This window comes from Hymenobacter cyanobacteriorum, from assembly GCF_022631375.1.
GTDB lineage: Bacteria > Bacteroidota > Bacteroidia > Cytophagales > Hymenobacteraceae > Hymenobacter > Hymenobacter cyanobacteriorum.
Genome location: NZ_JALBGC010000001.1, coordinates 419,812 through 439,379, shown reverse-complemented (window position 1 = coordinate 439,379; position 19,568 = coordinate 419,812). Strand labels below are relative to the sequence as shown.

15 protein-coding genes are annotated in these 19,568 nt (G+C 63.1%); 5 read left to right on the top strand and 10 right to left on the bottom strand.

All coding sequences use genetic code 11. The features are described 5' to 3' along the window. Positions 1–21: 21 nt before the first annotated feature. The 5 genes from paaD to MON38_RS01975 all read right to left on the bottom strand — a co-directional run bounded on the left by paaD (position 22) and on the right by MON38_RS01975 (position 3,805). On the bottom strand, positions 22–534 hold the full coding sequence (gene paaD, locus MON38_RS01995; RefSeq protein ID WP_241934456.1) for a 1,2-phenylacetyl-CoA epoxidase subunit PaaD: 513 nt from the start codon (positions 532–534) through the stop codon (positions 22–24). A 60-nt stretch (positions 535–594) separates the two neighbouring features. After that, positions 595–1,344, bottom strand: coding sequence for a 1,2-phenylacetyl-CoA epoxidase subunit PaaC (gene paaC, locus MON38_RS01990; RefSeq protein WP_241934455.1), 750 nt, complete (start codon positions 1,342–1,344; stop codon positions 595–597). 4 nt (positions 1,345–1,348) lie between these two features. Beyond that, complete coding sequence (locus MON38_RS01985; RefSeq protein WP_241934454.1) at positions 1,349–2,011, bottom strand: phenylacetic acid degradation b; 663 nt, start codon at positions 2,009–2,011, stop codon at positions 1,349–1,351. 117 nt (positions 2,012–2,128) lie between these two features. Beyond that, on the bottom strand, positions 2,129–3,124 hold the full coding sequence (paaA, locus tag MON38_RS01980; RefSeq protein WP_241934453.1) for a 1,2-phenylacetyl-CoA epoxidase subunit PaaA: 996 nt from the start codon (positions 3,122–3,124) through the stop codon (positions 2,129–2,131). A 93-nt stretch (positions 3,125–3,217) separates the two neighbouring features. Continuing rightward, positions 3,218–3,805, bottom strand: coding sequence for a TetR/AcrR family transcriptional regulator (locus tag MON38_RS01975; RefSeq protein ID WP_241934452.1), 588 nt, complete (start codon positions 3,803–3,805; stop codon positions 3,218–3,220). A gap of 172 nt (positions 3,806–3,977) precedes the next feature. Between MON38_RS01975 and MON38_RS01970 the strand changes: the two genes are divergently transcribed. The 5 genes from MON38_RS01970 to MON38_RS01950 all read left to right on the top strand — a co-directional run bounded on the left by MON38_RS01970 (position 3,978) and on the right by MON38_RS01950 (position 8,845). Then, positions 3,978–5,144, top strand: a complete 1,167-nt coding sequence (locus MON38_RS01970) for a T9SS type A sorting domain-containing protein (RefSeq protein ID WP_241934451.1) — start codon at positions 3,978–3,980, stop codon at positions 5,142–5,144. Between the two features lie 143 nt (positions 5,145–5,287). Then, positions 5,288–6,319 (top strand): thiamine-phosphate kinase, encoded by a 1,032-nt coding sequence (gene thiL / locus MON38_RS01965; protein WP_241934450.1) that lies wholly within the window; start codon positions 5,288–5,290, stop codon positions 6,317–6,319. 143 nt (positions 6,320–6,462) lie between these two features. Further along, entirely contained in the window at positions 6,463–6,987 is a 525-nt protein-coding gene (locus tag MON38_RS01960) for a glycine zipper domain-containing protein (protein WP_241934449.1), read from the top strand. Positions 6,988–7,107: 120 nt separating this feature from the next. Then, complete coding sequence (locus tag MON38_RS01955) at positions 7,108–7,572, top strand: YybH family protein (RefSeq protein ID WP_241934448.1); 465 nt, start codon at positions 7,108–7,110, stop codon at positions 7,570–7,572. A gap of 235 nt (positions 7,573–7,807) precedes the next feature. Beyond that, on the top strand, positions 7,808–8,845 hold the full coding sequence (locus tag MON38_RS01950) for an LLM class flavin-dependent oxidoreductase (protein ID WP_241934447.1): 1,038 nt from the start codon (positions 7,808–7,810) through the stop codon (positions 8,843–8,845). 133 nt (positions 8,846–8,978) lie between these two features. Here MON38_RS01950 and MON38_RS01945 read toward each other — a convergent pair whose 3' ends face one another. The 5 genes from MON38_RS01945 to MON38_RS01925 form a co-directional block, all read right to left on the bottom strand. Next, a complete protein-coding gene (locus MON38_RS01945) occupies positions 8,979–9,353 on the bottom strand; it encodes a hypothetical protein (RefSeq protein ID WP_241934446.1) in 375 nt (124 codons plus the stop codon). Between the two features lie 75 nt (positions 9,354–9,428). Continuing rightward, positions 9,429–9,710 (bottom strand): GIY-YIG nuclease family protein, encoded by a 282-nt coding sequence (locus MON38_RS01940; RefSeq protein WP_241934445.1) that lies wholly within the window; start codon positions 9,708–9,710, stop codon positions 9,429–9,431. Between the two features lie 139 nt (positions 9,711–9,849). Continuing rightward, entirely contained in the window at positions 9,850–11,277 is a 1,428-nt protein-coding gene (gene rlmD / locus MON38_RS01935) for a 23S rRNA (uracil(1939)-C(5))-methyltransferase RlmD (protein WP_241934444.1), read from the bottom strand. 150 nt (positions 11,278–11,427) lie between these two features. After that, on the bottom strand, positions 11,428–16,965 hold the full coding sequence (locus MON38_RS01930) for a T9SS type B sorting domain-containing protein (RefSeq protein ID WP_241934443.1): 5,538 nt from the start codon (positions 16,963–16,965) through the stop codon (positions 11,428–11,430). A 185-nt stretch (positions 16,966–17,150) separates the two neighbouring features. Beyond that, a complete protein-coding gene (locus MON38_RS01925; RefSeq protein WP_241934442.1) occupies positions 17,151–19,370 on the bottom strand; it encodes a GEVED domain-containing protein in 2,220 nt (739 codons plus the stop codon). Positions 19,371–19,568 lie beyond the last annotated feature (198 nt).

Below are 19,568 nucleotides of genomic sequence, written 5' to 3'. Positions count from 1 at the left end.
AAGAAAGCCGTGCCGGCAAAGCTACACCGGTTTAAACTGCTCGAACAACTGGCGGCAGTCGTGGCAGTAGTGCACGGCCCGGCACAGCGTAGCCCCAAACGGCGTGCGCAACTCGGTATTGTGCTGGTGGCAGTTGGGGCACTCAGCGTACTCCAGAAAATCGAGGTCGAACACCACGTTGCCCAGCACCGGCGGCGGCGACAGCTTGTGCTGGCGCAACGCCGCGCGCCCGGCCTCCGAAATCATGTCCGACGACCACGCCTCGCGCAGGCTGATGTCGACCTGCACCTGTTCAATGCCGTGTTCGCGCAGGGTGCGTTCCACGTCGCGCTTCATGTAGTCCATCGCCGGGCAGCCGGCGAACGTGGGCGTGAGGTGCACCGCCACCGCGCCGCTGGCTTCGTCAATTTCCACGCCGCGCACTACGCCCAAATCCACCAGCGAAATCGTGGGGATTTCGGGGTCTTTCACGGCTTGCAGCCAATCCATTATTTGGCTTTTAGCTATTGGCTGCTGGCTGTTAGCGTCGGTCATTTTGAAAAAAAATTGAAAAAAGCTGACAGCTAAAAGCTAGCGGCTAACAGCTCAAAAACGCTACCAATCGGCTGTGGGGTCGAGGCGGAATACTTCGGCCATTTCGTCCAGCAGCGGCTGCAGGTGCTCGGTGTGCTGGCCGTGACGGCCGCCGAACACGGGCGTAGCAGTAGCCAAATCCGGCAGCGTCAGCGCCGTTTGGCCCAGCACTTTCGTGATGCTTTCCAGCCAGCGGCTTTGCAATTCATCTTCCCCGATGAACAAGCCGGAACTGATGATTTCCGCTTCCGCGTCGGTTTTTTCGAAGATGCCTAGCGCGTAGGGCAGCGTGAAGTTCAGGGCCGCCTGCATGCGCTCGATGGCTTCATCGGTGGCCGTGCCGAGGCGTTTCATCCAGGTGTTGGCGTGTAAGGCGTGGTATTTCAGCTCGCCGCGCAACTTGCGGGCCACCTGGGCCAGCGGCTCGTAGCTGCTATCGGCCAGCGCCTGAAAGCGCAACAGCTCGGCGTGGTCGAACAGGAAGTGGCGCGTGAGGCTGAAATCGTACTCGCCAATGGGCAGCTCCACCAGCTGGCAGCAGTGGAACTGCGGCGCGTTGCGGGTGAAGGCCACCGTGTCGGGCTCGGCTTCGCCCAGCTCGTGCAACAGGCCGTAAAGCTGCAGCGAATGTCCCAGCTTGTCCTGGGCCATGCTCGAGAAGGCAATGTCCTCTTCCAGAATCGGCCCCAGGCCGTTCCATTCCGAGTTGCGGTGGCCGAGGATGAGCTGGTCGTCGGCGAGGCGATACAGGAGGTCGAGTTTTGGGTCCATTAAACTATGCTTGCGGGTTTTCGGCCTTGAATTTTTCGATTCGGTCCTGCACCTTGTAGGCGATGGCGTCGCGGTATTTTTTGTCGGTCGTCGTGGCCCAGATGTCACGGTCGTCATCCTCCGAGTGCAGCACGTCGGCCGAGCGTACGGCCCACACATTCACCACCGGCCGTTGCTCGCCGAACACGGCTTTAGCCACCTGTAACGCCTCGGCGGGCGAAGCAGCGCGCACTTTGCCCACGTGCTGGTGGGCCTTGCCGCGCTTCTTCAGGTGGAAGATGTCGTAATCCTCCTCGCCCGCCGCGTAGGCTTCTTCCTGTTCCACCGACTCATCCACCGGCGCGGGGGCAGCCGAGCGGGGCAGCAGCGGCAGCGTGTCGTAGGCCGACTCGGTATCGCCCGCGTACTCCGTTACCGTGATGGCCGAAGTCGGTACCACCCACATGCCCGTGCAGGCAAAGCGACGGCTGTACTGCTCCTTGGCAAACAAAAAGGCCAAATCGGCCTCCGGCGCGTGCACCGAGCCCACGTACACGAAAGGCGCGCCCTCTTTTTTCTGGTGGAAAACTTCGTAGGTTTCGAACTGGTCGAGGGCCGGCTTGGCAGCCGCTGGGGCCGTTTCGGGCAGGCCCAGGCGGTTCATGCGCGGGTCGAGGGAATGTATCATTTGAAGTGTTGAGATTTGAGGGTTGAATGTTGAGTTTTAAGAAAAGACCTAGCAAGTGCTCGCATGTTGTAGTCCAAGCCAGCACTCAACATTCAACCCTCAAAACTCAACACTCCACTAAGCCAGTGGGCGCACATACTGGTGGGTTTTGCCGGCGCTCAGGGCGCGACGCACCCAGGCGCCGTTTTCTTCGGCGGCGCGGCGCACGGCCAGGCGCTCGGCGTTGCAGGGGCCGTCGCCGTTTATCACCCGCTTGAAGTCTTCCCAGTCGGGCTCGGTGAACTCCCACTGGCCGGTTTCCTCGTTTTTGCGCAGGTTAGCATCGGGCAGCGTCAGGCCAATTTCCCAGATTTTCGGCACGTACATATCCAGGAACTGGTTGCGGCATTCGTCGTTGCTGGCCATCTTCACCTTCCAGCGCATCAGGATTTCGGTGTGTACCGACATCTTATCCGAAGGCCCGAAGAAGGTCATAATGGCTGGCCACCAGCGGTTCAGCGCTTCCTGCATCATCTTCCGCTGAATGGGCGTGCCGGTAGCCATGTGCACCACGGCATCGTGCCCGTACTTCAGGTGGAAGGCCTCCTCGGCGCAAATCCGGTCGAGGGCGCGGCAGTAGGGGCCGTAGCTGCCCTTGGCGTTGGCGAGCTGGTTCACGATGGCCCCGGCGTCAATCAGCCACGAAATTACGTTCGAGTCGGCCCAGGTGGGCGTGGGGTAGTTGAAGACGTTGGAATACTTGCTTTTGCCGTTGATAAGGTCGACCAGCATCTGCTCGCGGGTTTTGCCCAGCGTTTCGGCGGCCGAGTACAGCAGCTGCGCGTGGCCCACTTCGTCCTGCACCTTGGCCATCTGGGCCATTTTGCGGCGGAAGCCGGGTGCGCGGGTAATCCACGTGCCCTCGGGCAGCGAGCCAATGATTTCGGAGTGCGCGTGCTGCTCAATCATGCGCGTGAGCTGCTTGCGGTAGAGGGCCGGCATCCAGTCGCCGGGCTCAATCTTCTCGCCCCGCGCAATGCGGGCCTCAAACTCGGCCAGCAGAATGGGGTCTTCGTTTTCCAGGCCGGTGGGGGCGGTGCTGGGCAGGTCGTGGGTGCTGGCGGAACCGTACATGGTGGTGGGGTGGTGGATAGGTGGGATAATGAGTTAAAGCAGGCGAAGCAAAATGTTGAACAGAATCAGTGGCAGAAGAAATCCACCAATCTATTAACCCGCCAACCCACTCAGCAGCTGCTCGGCTAGGCGGTGGGCAATTTCGTCGGGGCTGAGCTTGCCGTCGGGCCGGTACCAGCTCGGCAGCCAGTTCAGGCTGGCCAGCAGGGTGAGGGCCGCAAAGGCGGCATCGGGGGCGTGTAGCTCGCCGGTGGCGAGGCCACGAGCAATAAGTGTACGAAAACCAGCCTCATACCGGTCGCGCAGAGCCAGAAATTCGGTGCGGGCCGGCTCGCTCAGGTGCCGCCACTCGTGCAGAAACACGGCCGAGGCGGCACTGTCACGGGTCAGCACCCGCACGTGCGCTTCAATAGCCTGCCGCAGTTGCGTGGCAACGGGGGCAGCCGCATCGGCCGTTGCCGAATCGAAACCCGCGAAAAACTCGTCGGCCAGCCCGAAGCAGACGCGGTGCAGAATTTCCTCCTTCGACTTGATGTGCGAATACAGGCTGCCAGCTTCCAGGCCCAAGGCGGTGGCCAGCTCGCGCATGCTGGTGGCCGCGTAGCCCCTGGCCCGAAACAGGGCCGTGGCCGTGTGGTCAATCTGGGTTTTGCGCGAGCGGGCGGGAGCGGAGGGCATCATAATAGCAGGCAACAAAGGTATGCTTGCTAACGCTCGTTAGCAAGAAAACGTTGCTCGCTTGTGCATTATATATCTACCAAAAAAACGTTTTCAACACAACCTTAACGGCGCACGCAACGGATAGCCGTCGCAGTGTATCTTTGCACTGCATCGTTTTCTCCCATCAGACATTATGAAAAAGCATTACCTGTTGCTCTCGGCTGCCCTTTTGGTAGCCGGCGCTGCTCATGCCCAAGGCACAGAGCTGTTCTTTTCCGAATACGACGAAGGCTCGCACTCGTCGGGCACGGTGTACGGTGGGGCCACGTCGCCTTCGACTGGCAGCGAGCGCGCCATCGAGATTTATAACCCCACGACTTCAGCAGTCAACCTCAACCCTTACTCGGTGCGCCGCTACTCCAACGGTAGCACGACGGTTACCGAGGAAGAACGGTTGTTCCGCAGCAACGCCACTCAGCAGCCGGTAGGTACCAACACATTGCCTTCGCGGACGACCTTCGTGCTGGCTAGCGGCGAGGCTACGCTGCCGGTTATCCGCAACGCGGCCAACCAGTTCAGCACCGGCCACGCCCCGCAACCCATCGGCAATACTGTATTGGTAGGCGGTGGCACCATTTATTTCAACGGCAACGACGCCATGGCGCTGGTGCGCTACCCCAGCGGCACGGCCGGCACGGGTACCGGTGTTATCATCGACCTGATTGGCGTAGTGGGCCAGTTGCCCCCCGACCGCTCGGGCGCGGTAAGCTCCACGGTTGGCAACTGGCGCGGCACCAACCCGAACGACCCGATTTATCCGGGTACCAATTTCATTCCCGACGTGGTATCGGAAAACATGTCGCTGATTCGTCGTCCGAGTGTTTCGAAAGGGGTAAGTAGCACCGCACCTACCGTGTATGGTCCGGCTCCCGCCGGTGCATACGTTAGCGGCTACAACATTGCCGACCAGTGGGTTGCCTACAGCTACGCTTCGATTCCCGGCAGTGGGGTGACCAACGCCGCCGGCCAGGAGTACAACCGCCTGGGCGAACATTTGGATTACACCGGCCCGTTCGGCACTTATCAGACGACCCTTGGCACCTTGGCCAAGTTCGATGCCAACATCAGCGTGTACCCCAACCCGGCCCACGGCATCGCCACGGTCGAGATTAAGGATGCCAAAGTGGGCCACGTAGTTGTGCTCAACAACCTGGGGCAGACCATTAGCGCCGAAGCTAAAGGTTTGGGCCAGGAGAAGCTCACGCTCAACATTTCGGCCCTGAAGCCCGGCCTGTACTTCGTGCAGATTCTGAGCGCCGACGGCCAGACCAAAATCTACAAAGAACTGGTGGTGCAATAAGCGGCCGCTAGTAGCAATAAGGTGAAAAAGGAGGGAAGCAATTCCCTCCTTTTTTTGTGGGCGTACTTTTGTGCCCGCGTCAGCAATGCTGGCAAACAGTTGGCTTGAGCTAACTGCTTCTTCCCGAATATTTCTTGCAAACCATGTCCGAGAACCTCACGCCCCTCAGCGCCATTGGCGAATTTGCCCTCATCCATCGCCTGCAGGCTGGCATCAGCACGCGCCAACCGGGTACGGTGCTGGGCATTGGCGACGACGCGGCCATCATCCGCCCCACCGCCGGCACCGATACCGTGATGACCACCGATTTGCTGGTCGAAGGCATTCACTTCGACCTTTCGTTTTGCCCCTTGCGGCACTTGGGCTACAAGGCCGTGGCTGTGAATGTGTCGGACGTGGCCGCCATGAACGCGCTGCCCACGCAACTGGTGGTGGCGTTGTCGGCCGGCCCGCGCTTCACGGTAGAGGCCATTGAAGAGTTGTATGCGGGCATGCGCCTGGCCTGCGAGGCCTACAACGTGGACCTGGTGGGCGGCGACACCACGGCCAGCCGCGGCGGCCTCACGCTGGCCATCACGGTGCTGGGCGAGGTGGCCACCGATGCGGCCGTGCGCCGCAGCGGCGGCAAGCCCACCGATTTGCTGTGCGTGACCGGCGACCTGGGCGGCGCGTTCCTAGGCCTGCAGGTGCTGGAGCGCGAGAAACAGGCCTACCTGGCCGACCCCGACACCCAGCCCGAACTGGCCAACTACGAGTACGTGGTGCAGCGCCAGCTGCGCCCTGAGGCCCGGCTCGACATCGTACACGAGCTGCGCGAGCGCGGCATCCGGCCCACCAGCATGATTGACGTATCGGACGGCTTGGCTTCGGAGGTGCTGCACCTGTGCGCGGCCAGCGGCACGGGGGCGCGGGTGTTTACCGAGTTTTTGCCACTGGCCAACCCCACGCTGGAGGCCGCAGCCGAGTTCAACCTCGACCCGCTCACCTGCGCCCTCAACGGTGGCGAGGACTACGAGCTGCTTTTCACGGTGCCGGTTACGGACCACGAAAAGATTAAGAACCACCCCGATATTACCATCATCGGCCACCTTACCGACAAGGCTGATGGTGCCAATCTGGTAACGAAGGCCGGGCAGGCGGTGCCGTTGCAGGCACAGGGCTGGACGAGCTTCTAAACGGCCTAAGCAGCGCGGAAATCAACCTTTTGGGGCCGCTACCGTTTAGTGCGGCAGGCGGTGGTTTTCGGAACTGGCACGCTCCTTGTCAAGCATTCCATACGTTCCGAGTAATTTTTCTCATTTCCTAATTGACTTCGGCCATGAATAAGCTCCCGTATTTCTTCGCTCTGATTATCCTGCTCACTTCGTTCAACGTTCCCAAGGCGCAGGCGCAATGGAGCCCGCAGGCTAAAGGTGCCGTGATTGGCGGCCTGGGCGGTGCGGCCGCTGGGGCCATCATCAACAAGCGCAACCGGGCTGTGGGCGGTGTGGTTGGGGGCGTGGCCGGTGGTGCCATTGGCTACGGCGTAGGCAAGCACATCGATAACAAGCGCAAGCAGCGCGCCGCCGCGGCTGCCCAGCAGCGCGCAGTAGCCGCTCGCGAAGCCGAGTATCGCCGCGAACTGGCGCTGGCCCGCAACCGTCAGTCCACGACTACTACCCGCACCACGCAAACAGCCCTGGTGCCGGCCAACAGCCTGACGGCTTCCAATGCAATGGTTGGCAACGCGATGATGCCCGCCGCGATGCCGGCGGCTTCGAACGCCGCCTTCCTGCCCAACACGTCGTACGGCGATGCCTCGCACCCTTACGGCACGTCGGAGTACCGTCGGAAAAGCTGGTAGTGCCCGTTTTTGCTTAACCTTGCAACCCCTGGGCGTCCGCGCCCGGGGGTTGCCTTTTTTAGAATACCTGCGGCGGGCGATGCGGCCCGTCCTTATTTCTTTCACCAACCTGCTGGATGTATGAAATCCCTTGTTTGTAGCCTGTTTGTGGCTGCCGCCGCCCTCACTTCCTCGTGCTCGAAAGCGCCAGCCGACACGGCCAACGTGCAGAACCTGAACCGCGACTTTATCAACGCCTGGAACAGCCGCGATTCCGGCAAAATCACCGGCATGATGGCCGACGACATCACCTTCGTGCAGGGCAACGCCCACTGGAAGGGCAAAGACGAAGTGGGCCAGAAGTGGGTGAGCGCCACCATCCCAACCATTGCTAACCTGAAAACCAGCGTGAGCAGCAGCAATACCGACGACAACAGTGCCTACGAGGCCGGCACGTTCTCGGTGGATGTGCAGCCCGCCGGCCCCGGCCAGCCCGCCGGTTTCGGCGAAGGCAACTACATCTTCTATTGGAAAAAAGCCGCCGATAATACCTGGAAGCTGAGCTACGCGCAGCTGGAAGATTTGCCGGTGCAGCGCCGCAATTAGGCCGGGTGGCACAGTGCCGCTGCTGCTTCTTCGGAAACTTAAAGCCCCAACGGGTGCCCCAGACGTTCGCAAGCGTGAGAGGCACTGGTTGGGGCTTTGTTCGTGCGGATTGAAGAAGGCGAAGAAATCAATTGGCCGCCGGGGAAGTTATACACTTCCGCCCCGGCCGCGCTCAGTTTGTTGCAACCAGCAGCTTGCCGGCCCGATAGGTGGCTTTCTCCTCAACTCTCCGTTTATGACAACTGATTCTTTGGCCCCTTTGACCTTTTCCGTGCTGGATTTGGCCCCCATCAACGCCAACAGCACGCCCACCGAAACCTTTCGCCGCAGCTTGGACCTGGCGCAGCAGGTAGAGCGGCTGGGCTACACGCGCTACTGGCTTTCCGAACATCACAACATGGCCAGTGTGGCCAGCTCGGCGCCGGTGGTGCTCATTGGCTACATCGCGGGCGGCACCAGCACGCTGCGGGTGGGCTCGGGCGGCATCATGCTGCCGAACCACGCGCCGCTGGTGGTGGCCGAACAAATGGGCACGCTGGCCACGCTCTACCCGGGCCGCATCGATTTGGGCCTGGGCCGCGCGCCAGGCTCCGACCAGGTAACGGCCCAGGCCATCCGGGGCAGCCGCTTTGGTGGGGCGCAGGATTTTCCGCGCGATATTCAGCAGCTGCAGGCCTATTTCTCGGCGGCGAATAGCACGGCCACGGTGCGCGCCATTCCGGGCGAGGGGCTGGAGGTGCCGATTTACGTATTGGGTTCGAGCACCGATAGCGCCTATCTGGCGGCGGCGCTGGGACTGCCGTATGCGTTTGCCAGCCACTTTGCGCCGGGCCAGCTGTTTCCGGCGCTGGAGATTTACCGGCAGAATTTCCGGCCCTCGGCGGCGCTGGCCGCGCCCTACGTCATTGCTTGCGTGAACGTGGTGGCGGCCGATACCGATGCCCAGGCGCAGCACCTTGCTACGTCGCTCAAGCAGTTCATGCTGGGCGTTATCAAGGGCCGGCCGGCGCCGCTGCAGCCGCCCGTCGAGTCGATGGCGGGGCTGTGGGAGCCGGCGCAGCAATACGCCGTGGAGCAGATGCTGGCGTATTCCTTCATTGGCAGCAAAGCCACCATTCAGCAGGACTTGCAGCAGTTTGTGGACGAGACGCAGGTGAATGAAATCATGGCCGTTACAAACGTTTTCAGCCACGAAGCGCGGGTGTATTCCTATCAGCTGCTGGCAGAGGCGCTGCGCGGGATTCCGCAGCCGCGGGCGGAACTGGTGGGGTAAGTCTCGTTAAATCAAGAACGTCATGCTGAGCGCAGCCGAAGCATCTCTCCCGCGAGAGTAAATAATTACTTCCTCAGTAGAGATGCTTCGGCTGCGCTCAGCATGACGTTCTTTTTATCCTTTAAAACCCGAATTAATCCTCCGGGTACGGCACAAACACGAAATTTGTGAACTCCTCGTCGAGCACGAAGAGGCAGCAGAACTCGTCGGCATCCTTGTAGGTGGCTTTGAAGGCTTCGATGCCGCCTTCGTCGATGATGCCTTGCTGCACGAAGAGCTCGAGGTAGCTGGCGAAGACGTGCCATTCCAGGTTCAGCTCGTCGGCGTTGACGAGGAGGCCGCCGAGGGGCACTTCCTGCTTGGCAAAGACGAAAATGGGGTATTGGCTGAAGTCGCCCTTGCGAATCTGGGAAGAGGCTTCGGAAAGCGTGTCGCACACCTTCACGAAATCCTTGGTGATGGTGCCGAGGTATTTGCCGTTGAGTTCGGGGTCGTTGAAGTAGTCCATTATGGGTTAGTTGAACTCGTTGTTTAGTCTGTCATCCTGAACGTAGCGAAGGACCTTATCACGTATGCGCCATTTTCAAGTTTCAATAAAATCCCACGCCGGATTATCAACAGCAATTAATGCGTCTTTTTTGGTCCGTGTCCAGCCTTTCAGTTCCTTCTCGCGGGCAATGGCAGCGTTGACATCCGGGTATTCTTCGATGTGCACCAAGTTGTAGCAGAAGTAGCGGCCGGCGAAGGTTTCGGCCGAGCCGCGGTTGGCGTAGTGTTGGGCGAGGCGGTCGGCGATGTTGTTGGTGATGCCGATGTACAACACCTTTTTGGCGGGGTTGGTGGTGATGTACACGTAGTAGGGCATAACGAATCTGTTTAAACTGTCATCCTGAGCGCAGCGAAGGACCTTATCACGTTTGCGCATTTTGAAATTACTGCAAACTGTTCTGCCGTGATAAGGTCCTTCGCTGCGCTCAGGATGACAGACGGGGCCCAACTCAGCCCTACTTCAACTCCAGCGCCACCACATTCTCCACATGGTGGGTGTGCGGGAACATATCCACCGGCTGCACGCGCGTCACCCGATACGCGGCATCCAGTAGCTCCAAGTCGCGGGCCTGGGTGGCGGGGTTGCAGCTGATGTAGACGATGCGTGGGGCGCGCAGCTCCAGGAGGCGGGCCACCACGTCGGGGTGCATGCCGGCGCGGGGCGGGTCGGTGATGAGGACGTCGGGGCGGCCGTGGTGGGCGGTGAAGTCGGCGGTGAGGATGTCCTTCATGTCGCCGGCGTAGAACTCGGTATTGGTGATGTTGTTGATTTCGGCGTTGACGTGGGCGTCGGCCACGGCCTGCTCCACGTACTCGACGCCGATGACTTTGCGGGCCTGGTGAGCTACGAAGCTGGCGATGGTGCCGGCGCCGGTGTAGAGGTCGTACACGAGTTCATCGCCTTTGAGGGCGGCGAACTCGCGGGCTACTTTGTAGAGCTGGTGGGCGCCTTCGGAGTTGGTTTGGTAGAAGGACTTGGGGCCGATGCGGAAGCGCAGGCCTTCCATTTCTTCCTCGATGTAGGGCTTGCCGCGGTAGGTGATGACGTCGAGGTCGTGGAAGGTTTCGTTGCCCTTGCTGTTGAGGACGTAGTTGAGGGAGGTGATGCCGGGGAACTTGGCGTAGAGGGCGTCGAGCAGGGGTTCGATGCTCTCGTGGGAGCGGTAGCACTGCAGAATCACCATGATTTCGCCGGTGCTCTGGGCGGTGCGAATGATGAGGTTGCGCAGGTTGCCGGTCTGGCGCACCATGTTGCCGAACTGCAGGCCGTGCTCGCGGCCGTAGTCGCGCACGAAGAGGCGGATTTCGTTGCTGGGCTCGGCCTGCAGGTGGCAGTGCTGCACGTCAATAATCTTATCGAAGCGGGCGGGGGTGTGGAAGCCCAGCACGTTGCGGTCAAAGGTCTGGGTGTCGTCGTTGATTTGCTCGGTGGTGAGCCAGCCGTTGTCCGAGAAGGTGTATTCGAGCTTGTTGCGGTAGTAGGTGCGTTGGGGCGAGGAGAGGATGAAGGGAATCTCGGGCAACTCGACTTTGCCGATGCGGGTGAGCTGGTCGACCACCTGCTGCTGCTTGAAGTGCAGCTGCGAATCGTAGCCCAGGTGCTGCCACTTGCAGCCCCCACACACGCCGAAGTGCTGGCAAAACGGCGTGGTGCGCAGCTCGGAGTATTTATGGAACGCGGTAGGAACGGCTTCGAGAAAATTCTTTTTGGCGCGGGTGATGCGCAAATCCACAACGTCGCCGGGGGCTACTTGCGACACGAAGATGACGAGGTTGTCGAGGCGAACCATGCATTTGCCTTCGGCCACCATATCCTGAATTAGGATGTTCTGGAGGGCGTCGACGGGTAAGTTTTTAGAGGCTTTCGTGATTTTGCGAGACATAACGAGCAAGGCAGTAAGTCTGCAAAGGTACGCGGGCGGCGGGTGGCCGGCGAACCGGTTCCCAACCACCTGAGGCCGGTTTGCAACCACTTATTACAACAAAAAGGCCTCCCGAAACCGGGAGGCCTTTTCGCAGGCGTGCTAGCGGGGCTATTTCACCACCTCAAACCAGTTTTTCTGGCTGCTGCCGTTGGGCAGGGTGAGGAGGTAGAAGTAATTGCCGGCGGCGATACCGGCATCCATGCCCCAGTTGTTCTGGTAGTTGGTGGTTTTGTACACCTCGCGGCCCCAACGGTTGAAGATGGTGAGCGAGTTGCCGGGGTAGAGCTGGATGTTGTCAATCACGAGCACGTCGTTCTTCTGGTCGCCGTTGGGGGTGATGATGTTGTAGACGTTGATGGCGTTGGCGAAGTTGGCCGTCGTCTCGTTCGAATTCGAGCGCAGCGGCGTGGCAGCGGTGCTCAGGGCCACCACCCGGAAGTTCTCGGCGAAGCCCAGGCCGGTGGCTACGCGGCCGGGGTCGGTGTTGGTAGCAGTGTAGGTGCGGGCCGTGGCGGGCAGGGTAGCCAGCAGCGTGCTGCTGCCGTTGTCGAGGCGGCGGTAAACTTCGTAGCCGCTCACCGCGAAGCCTACGTAGCCGTTCCAGGCCAGGGCCACGCTGCCCTGGTCGCGGCCACCGGGGCCGGCCGTGGGCGTCACGGTCAGGCGGATGGTTTGGGCCACGGTGCTGGGCACGAGGGTGCTGCAGCCGTTGGTGAGGTCGAGCTGGTACTCGTAGGAATTGGCGTTAGCATCCACGGCGTTGTTGTCGGTGTAGGTGGTGGCGTTGGCTGCCACCGTGCCCACGGGCGCAAAGGCCGCGCCCGAGCCCGCCACGCGGCGCAGCACGCGCACGGGGTTGGGGGTGTTGGCACTGTTGGGTGCGCTCAGGCTCACGATAACGCGCGAGTTGCTGGTGGCATCCACCGACACGTTGGTGAGGCTAAGCGTGGGGTTATCCAGCAGAATCGTACGGGTGGTGGCGGGGCCGGCGCACAGGTTGGGCGAGGCGCTCACTTCCACGGCGCTCACCGAGTAGGGGCCGGTGGGGTTGAAGGTGATGCTGACCTGCGGGCCGGTGCCGCCCGTCGTCACGGTGCCGCCCACCACGGTCCACTGGTAGGCAGCGCCGGCGGTGGGGTTGGCAATGGCGTACTGCTGCGGCGTGCTGGTGTTGCACACAAAGCCCGAGCCCGAGATGGTGGGAGCCGTGGGCAGCGGGGCCACCACAAACGGCGTGGTGTAGAGCGGGCCCACGCAGCTGCCCGGGGCCGCGGTGGTTTCCTGCACCGTGAGGGTGTAGGTGCCGGGCGCGGGCAGGGTGGCCAGCGTGCGGGTGCTGCCGGTGCCGGCCAGGGCGGTGGCGGGCAGGCCGGGGCCGCTGAGCTGGAACACGTAGCTGGAGCCGGCGAAGCCGCCGGGCAGGCTGAAGGTAGCCGGGCCGCTGCCCGCGCACACCCGCGCCGGGGCCACGATGGCCAGGTTGGTGCGGGGCGAGGGGTTGATGAGCACCCGCAGCGTATCGGAAGTGCCGCGGCAGATGCCGCCCGAGGGGTTGCTGGTTTCGGTGGCCACAATCTTGCCGATGGTGGGCACCGTCACCGGGTTCCAGGCCACCGTCACGGTGTTGCGCGAGCTGGCCACTTGCGTGCCGCCCACAATGGTCCACGAGAACGACGAGCCGTTGGCGAAGGTGCCGCTGGTGTAGGTGTAGGGGCCGTCGGCCTGGCACACGGCGCGCGGCAGCGGGGCCACGGCCACGATGTCGCCGGGGCCGGTGGGCCGCACCGTTTGCAGGCGCTGGTTGATGATAACGGGCAGCACCGTGGTATCAGAGGAGCAGTCCTGCGCGTTGAAGCGGTACACTTTCACGGCCCCGCTGGGGTTGGCGGTGCCCCAGTCCACGGTGATGCTGGGGGTATTCTGGCCGCTGGCCACGGTGCCGCCCACCACCAGCCAGCGGTAGTCGGTGGCCGTGGGGTTGGGCACCGAGTAGGCCACGCCGGTCACGGTGGGGCACACCGAAGTCGGGCCCACGATGGACTCGGCCGCCGGGCGCGGGTTAATGGTGATGATGACGTCGTCGGTGCTCACGCAGCCCTGGTTGGAGGTAACCGTGACGGTGTAGGTGCGCACAATGGGTGTGGCCGTGGTATTGCTGGCCGTGAGCACCGGCTGAGCGGCGGTGGGAAAGTTGAGGCCGGTGGTGGGGCTCCAGAGGTAGGTGTAGCCCGCTAGCGGGGGCGTGCCCAGCGTCAGCTTCTTGAGGTCGCAAAGGGCGGCATCGGGGCCGGCATTGGCGAGGGGCGCGGGGTTTACCGTCACGGTCACGGTGCCGGAGCTCACGCAGCCGTTGGCCGTGGTGGCCGTCAGGGTGAAGTTGTAGACAACGGGGAGGTTGGTGGTGTTCACCTGCGAGAAGGTGGGGTTGGCCACCGTGGTGCTGCTCAGGCCGGTGCCGGGCGTCCAGCTGTAGGTATAGCCGGACACTGGGGCCGCCCCAAGGGTGATGGTGCCGCCCGAGCACACCGCCTGGTTGGTGCCGGGCGCGGGCACGGCGGCGGGGTACACGCTCACCACTACGGTATCGCGGGCAATGCAGCCGTTGTCAGTGGTCGCCAGCAAAATGTACCGCTGGGTGATGGTGGCGCTGGTCAGGTTGGGCAGCGTCACGGTCGGGTTCAGTACCGAAGCGCTGCTCAGGCCGATGGCAGGCGTCCAGGCGTAGGTGGTGCCGGCCACGGCGGTGCCGGTGCCAATGGTAGTAGCCACGTTCGAGCAAGTGGCCTTGTCGGCACCGGCCTGCGCCACGGCGGCGGGGTTGATGGTGACGGCTACCGTGCTGGTTGCCGTGCAGCCATTGGCCGTGGTGGCCGTGAGGGTATACGTTACCACCAGCGGCGCGCCGGTAAGGTTGGGCAGCGTGAGCGTGGGAGTAGCCGAGGTGGCGCTGCTCAGGCCGGTAGTGGGCGTCCAGGCGTAGGTGGTGCCGGCCACGGCCGGGCCCGCCCCGATGACGACGCCCACGTTCGAGCAGGTTTGCTTAGCCGGGCCGGCATCGGCCACGGCGGCGGGGTTAATGGTCACGTCCACCGTGGCCGAGCCCACGCAGCCGGCGGCGCTGGTCACGGTCAGGGTGTAGGTGCGCACGATGGGCGCGCCGGTCGTGTTGGTGCCCGTCACAGTCGGGTTGAGGATGTTGGGGTTGCTCAGGCCGGTGGTGGGGCTCCAGCTATAGGTAGCACCAGCGACGGGCGTAGCCGTGCCGCCCAGCGGGGCCGAGGTGGTGCCCGAGCAGAAGCTGATGGCCGGGCCGGGGCTCACCACCACGGCCGGGTTCACCGTCACGATGACCGATGAAGTGGCGGTGCAGCCATTGGCGTTGGTCGCCGTCACGGTATAAGTCGAAGTAATGGCCGCGCTGGTGGTGTTGGTCAGCGTCACGGTGGGCTGGGCGGCGGTGGCGCTGCTCAGGCCGGTGGCGGGGCTCCAGCTGTAGGTGTAGCCGGGCAGCGCGGGCGTGCCCAGTGGCACCGAAGCCACGCCGGAGCACACGGCCACGGCCGGGCCCGCATTGGCCGTAGCCGGGGCACTCACCGTCACGCGCACGGTGCCCACGCTGCTGCAGTTGGCGCCCACGGTCACCGTGAGGGTGTACACCTGCACGTAGGCCGCGCCGGTGGTGTTGGGCAGCGTCACGGTGGGGTTGGCCACGGTGGTGCTGCTCAGGCCCAGGGCCGGGCTCCAGAGGTAGGTGGCGCCCGCAATGGGCGTGCCGCCCAGCGGCGTTGAGGTCACGTTCGGGCAGATGGTGCGGTCGGCCCCGGCATCGGCGGTGGGCGGCGGGGCCACGGTTACCGTGAAGGTGGCCGTGGTCGAGCAGGTGCCGTCGGTGCCCGTCACGGTGTAGGTGGTGGTGGTGGTGGGCGAAACGGTGATGCTGGTGGCGGTCGAGGTCTGGCCGCCGCCGGTCCAGCTGTAGGTCAGGCCTGCCTGACCGGCCACCGTGAGGGTGGTCGAGGCGCCCAGGCAAATAGTGGGCGCAGTGGCCGACACCGTCACGGCCAGCGGCCGGATTTCAATGTTTTTGAACACCGAGTCGGTCAGGCAGCCCTTGGCCGACACGCCTTTCAGCGACACCATGCCGGTGGTTGCCGTGCCGGGAAACGTTACGTTGATGCTGGCTGTGCCCTGGCCGCTGCTGATGGTGCCGCCCACCACGCGCCAACGGTAAGTTGGCGACGCCGGGCCGGTGGCAGTGTAGGTGCGCACCGTGGTGCGGTCGCAAACGGTGGTGGGGCCGGCAATGTCGGCCGGAGCCGCCGCGCGGGTCACCGTTATGCGAAACACGTCGGAGGTCAGCTTACCGCCACAGCCGTTGTCCTTCACGGTCACGGCCAGATCGTAGGGCGTCACGCGGCCATTGCCACAGGCCGAGTTGAACACGAACGTGCCCGATACCGTGCTGGTGCCGGTGGCCGTGGCCGTGCCCGTGAGGTTGCCGGCCTGCACGGTGCCCTGGCTGCCGTTGAAGGTGGCATTGAACGGCCCGCTGCCATCGAGCAGGGCACTGTTCACGGTCATCACCAGCGGGTGGCCGGTACTGCCTTGCGTGGCCGAAATCGGAATACTCAGCGTTTCGCCCTCCTCAATGGTGTAATTGCGCGGCGTGGTTACGGTGGGCGCCAGCACCGGCGGCGGCGTGGGCGGGCAGGTCGAAACCACCAGCTGCAGGTCGCGCCGGGTGGTGCCAATCAGCACCTCCCGCCCGTTAATGGTGCGGTATTCTGATACATCCACGGCTATTCCGTACAGGCCGTTGGTTTTGGCCCCGTACTTGGCAATACCCGTATTGGCATTAATAATGGCAAAGTTGCCCGCGCCCGCGCCAAACGGTGCAGTGCCGCTGTAGCCGGCGAAATAGGGCACCGACTGGGGCAGCGGAGGAAAGGTTGCCGGATTGGTAACCGTGCCGTAGGGCGTGCCAAAAGAGTACACCAGCCGGTCGCCATCGGGGTCCACCGCGTTGTTGAGCGAAATGGTGGTGTCGTTCTGGCAAACAATGGCCACGGCCGTATCCGAGAAAACCGGCGAGCGGTTATAAATCAGCGGTGGGGCCATGCTCACGTACAGGGTCATGGGCACGTTGCCACCACCTGCGCCGCTGTTGTTGATATTGGTGAGCGTGGTGTTGCGGGCCGCCAGGGTAAAAACCGCGTAGTAGCCATCGAACGACACCGGCAGGTTCACCACCTGCACGTACTTCAGCAGGTAGAACGGCTGGCTGGGCCCCTGCACGGCGCAACCCTGCGGCGTGGGCGGATACACCGGGTTGCCCAAAGCCCCAACGCGCGGAGCCGAAACCGATGGAAGCCGCGCCGATGTGGTCTTGTTGTATAAGTCAATGGTAATCTGAGTAGGTGGGGGGGCAATGCCGTTGGGGTTGTTTATCGTGTAGAGACCGTTGAAATACACGTTGGCGGTGATTTCATACCGGAACGGCGTGGCCGCCGGGCCATTGGCATCGAGGTAGCGGTAGCTCATCTCGCCGCCCAGCAAGTGGGTAGCCCGGGCCTGATACCCAGCCGAAAAGAGCAAAACCAGCAGCAGCAACGACTCCCGCAGACGGCGTAGTAAGGTTGGAAACATAAATAAAACTGAAGGGGAAGGGAATGTAAAAGCGAGAAAAGGCCGGTGTAGAGGTTTGAGCAAGCCTGTTGTTCTGCGCTTGCGAAGGCCCTGGTCGCTGAAAACACGACTCGTCGTTAATCAATCAGAACCAGTACAGTCGCAAGCGCAGAAGCACGCCGCCGCGCCGAAAACCTCTGCGCGGCTTATTGCCGCACCACGCGGCGCGTGGCGGTCTGGCCCTGGGCATCGCGCAGCTGCAGCACGTACACGCCGGCGGGCAGCGCGCTCAGGTCGAGCTCGGCTTCGGCGGGGCTCAGGCGCAGGGCGGCGCGTAGCACCACCGCGCCCAGCAAGTTGCGCACCTCGGTGGTGTAGAGGCCAGCGGCGAGGCCATCGGCGAGCGCCAGGCGCAGGCGGCCGTCGAGGGTGGGGGTGGGGTAGAGGGTGAGGCTGGGCAGAGCCAGCTCGCTGCGCGTAGCCAGGGGCTGCACGCGCAGCAGGTAATCCTCTACTTCGGCGTTCAGCAGGTTCACGCTGCACGGGCCGGGCACGTTGGTATTGGCGTTGGCCTGCACCAGCACCCGCATGCGGGTGCTGAAGGTGCGCGCCGGAACCGTGAACGAGCCCGTGAAGGAGTTCCCGGCCGCCCCGTTGGCGCTGATGCCCGTCGCCACCAGCTCCCCGGTATCGTTGAACGAGCCGTTCTGGTTCAGGTCGACCCACACGGCGGTGCGATGAATCACGTTCACATTGGTGATGACCGTGAAGGGCACCGTGCTGCCGGGTGCCACCGTGATGGGCGTGGCCACGTAGCTGGTGTAGCCGGTGGTGCTGTTGCCCGAGGCATTCGCGTAGCTCGCCGAGGGCACGTTCACGTTCGTAATCCAGAACGGGCTGGCCTGCGTTTGGCCGCCGGGGGCGGTGGGGCCCGTGCCGTTGGCGCTGCAATACGTCACGCAGGGCACCTGCACGCTCACGGCGTTCAGGCGCGTAATCGAGGCGGTGCCAAAGGCATTGGTGGCCGTCAGCGTCACGTTGTAGGTGCCGGTGGCGGCATACTGGTGCGAGGGGTTCTGCACCGTGCTATTGGCGCTGCCATCGCCGAAATCCCACTGCCAGGAAGTCGGCGCGTTGGTGCTCAGGTCGGTGAACTGTACCGGGTTCACGCAACTGCCCGCCACGTAGTTGCTGCTGAAATTGATGACGGGCGGCAGCGTGTTGGGGCGCACGATAACCGTGTAGTCCTCGGCCTGGCCGCTCACCGGGTTCACGCAGGGGCCGGTGGTATTGCCAATGGCATCGGCTACCACGCGCAGGCGCAGGGGTTGGTTGAGCACGATGCCAGTGGGCAGGTTGAGCGTAGCAGTCGCCCCGGGCGAAGCCGTGATGGCGCTGGTATAAAGTTGCTCGGTGGTGGTCAGGGTACCGTCGTTGTTCTGGTCGAGGTACACCCGGATGTCGTGCGGGTTGGTGCCGCCCGTGGTGATAATCATCGAGTAATTGACCCCCACCGTAAGCTCGGTGCGCTGCGTGCAGGTGAAGTCCTGGTAGCCGGCGCTGCCGTCGGCCGAGGTGTTGTCGATGGTGTTGAGCCGGAAGCGGGTGATGCCGTAGTTGGCAAAGTAGCTCTGCGTCTGGGGGGTGCAGCTGGCAGCCAGCGGCACCGTGGTGTTGTAGGTGATGGTGGTGGCGGCGCTGGTGGTGTTGCCGGCCGCGTTGGTGGCCTTCAGCGTCACGGCGTAGGAGCCGGCCGTGGTGTAGCAATGGTTGGGGTTCTGGGCGGTGCTGGTCTGGCCATCGCCGAAAGTCCAGAGCCAGCTCGTGGGTACGTTCTGGCTGGCATCGGTGAACTGCACGCAGCCCGTGCAGGTGGTGGTGGCACTCACCGTGAAGGCCGCCACCGGGGGGCTGGCATTGGCCGACAGGGTCACGCTGTAGTCTTCGTCCTGCGAGTACTGCGGCCGCGAGCACGACGTTGGAATGGTGCCGTTGGCGTAGTCGGCCGCCACGCGCAGGCGCAGCCGGGTGCTGAGCACGGCCGTGGCCGGCGGCGTGAAAGTGCCCGTGTGCAGCGTGGCATTGTCGGAGCTGAACACCAGCTCGTTGGCGCCGGTGAAGGCCCCGTCGTTGTTGTAGTCAACCCAGACGCGCACGTTTTCCGGCGCGTTGGGCCCCGTGCGCACGCTGATGGCGTAGGGCTGGGCCACGGTCAGGGCCGCGTTTTGGGCGCAGCTGTTGTCTTTGTAGCCTTCGGTGTAGTTGGCCGAGGTATTGTTGATGAGGTTGTTGCCCACCGTCACGTTAAGAATACCCATGCCGAACGACGAAGCCTGCCCGCTGCTGGCATTGCCCGGCGTGCAGGCGGCCGCAACGGGGCAGGTTTGGGCGTGTGCCGTTTGCGCAGTGCCGACGGTTAGTACCATTCCCACCAAAGCTGGCCAGCCCCGCAACCATGAACGTAGGTGTAAAGTCATATCAGAAGCAAAGAAGAAAAGAATAGGATTCAGTGGTTAAATGTAAGCATAAACCGACGACAGCGAAGGACTAATCGGCTGTTGCCCGATGAATGTCGGCCAGCGCCCGCGTCGGTTCGCCACACGCCGGCCGGCCGCCGGCCGATT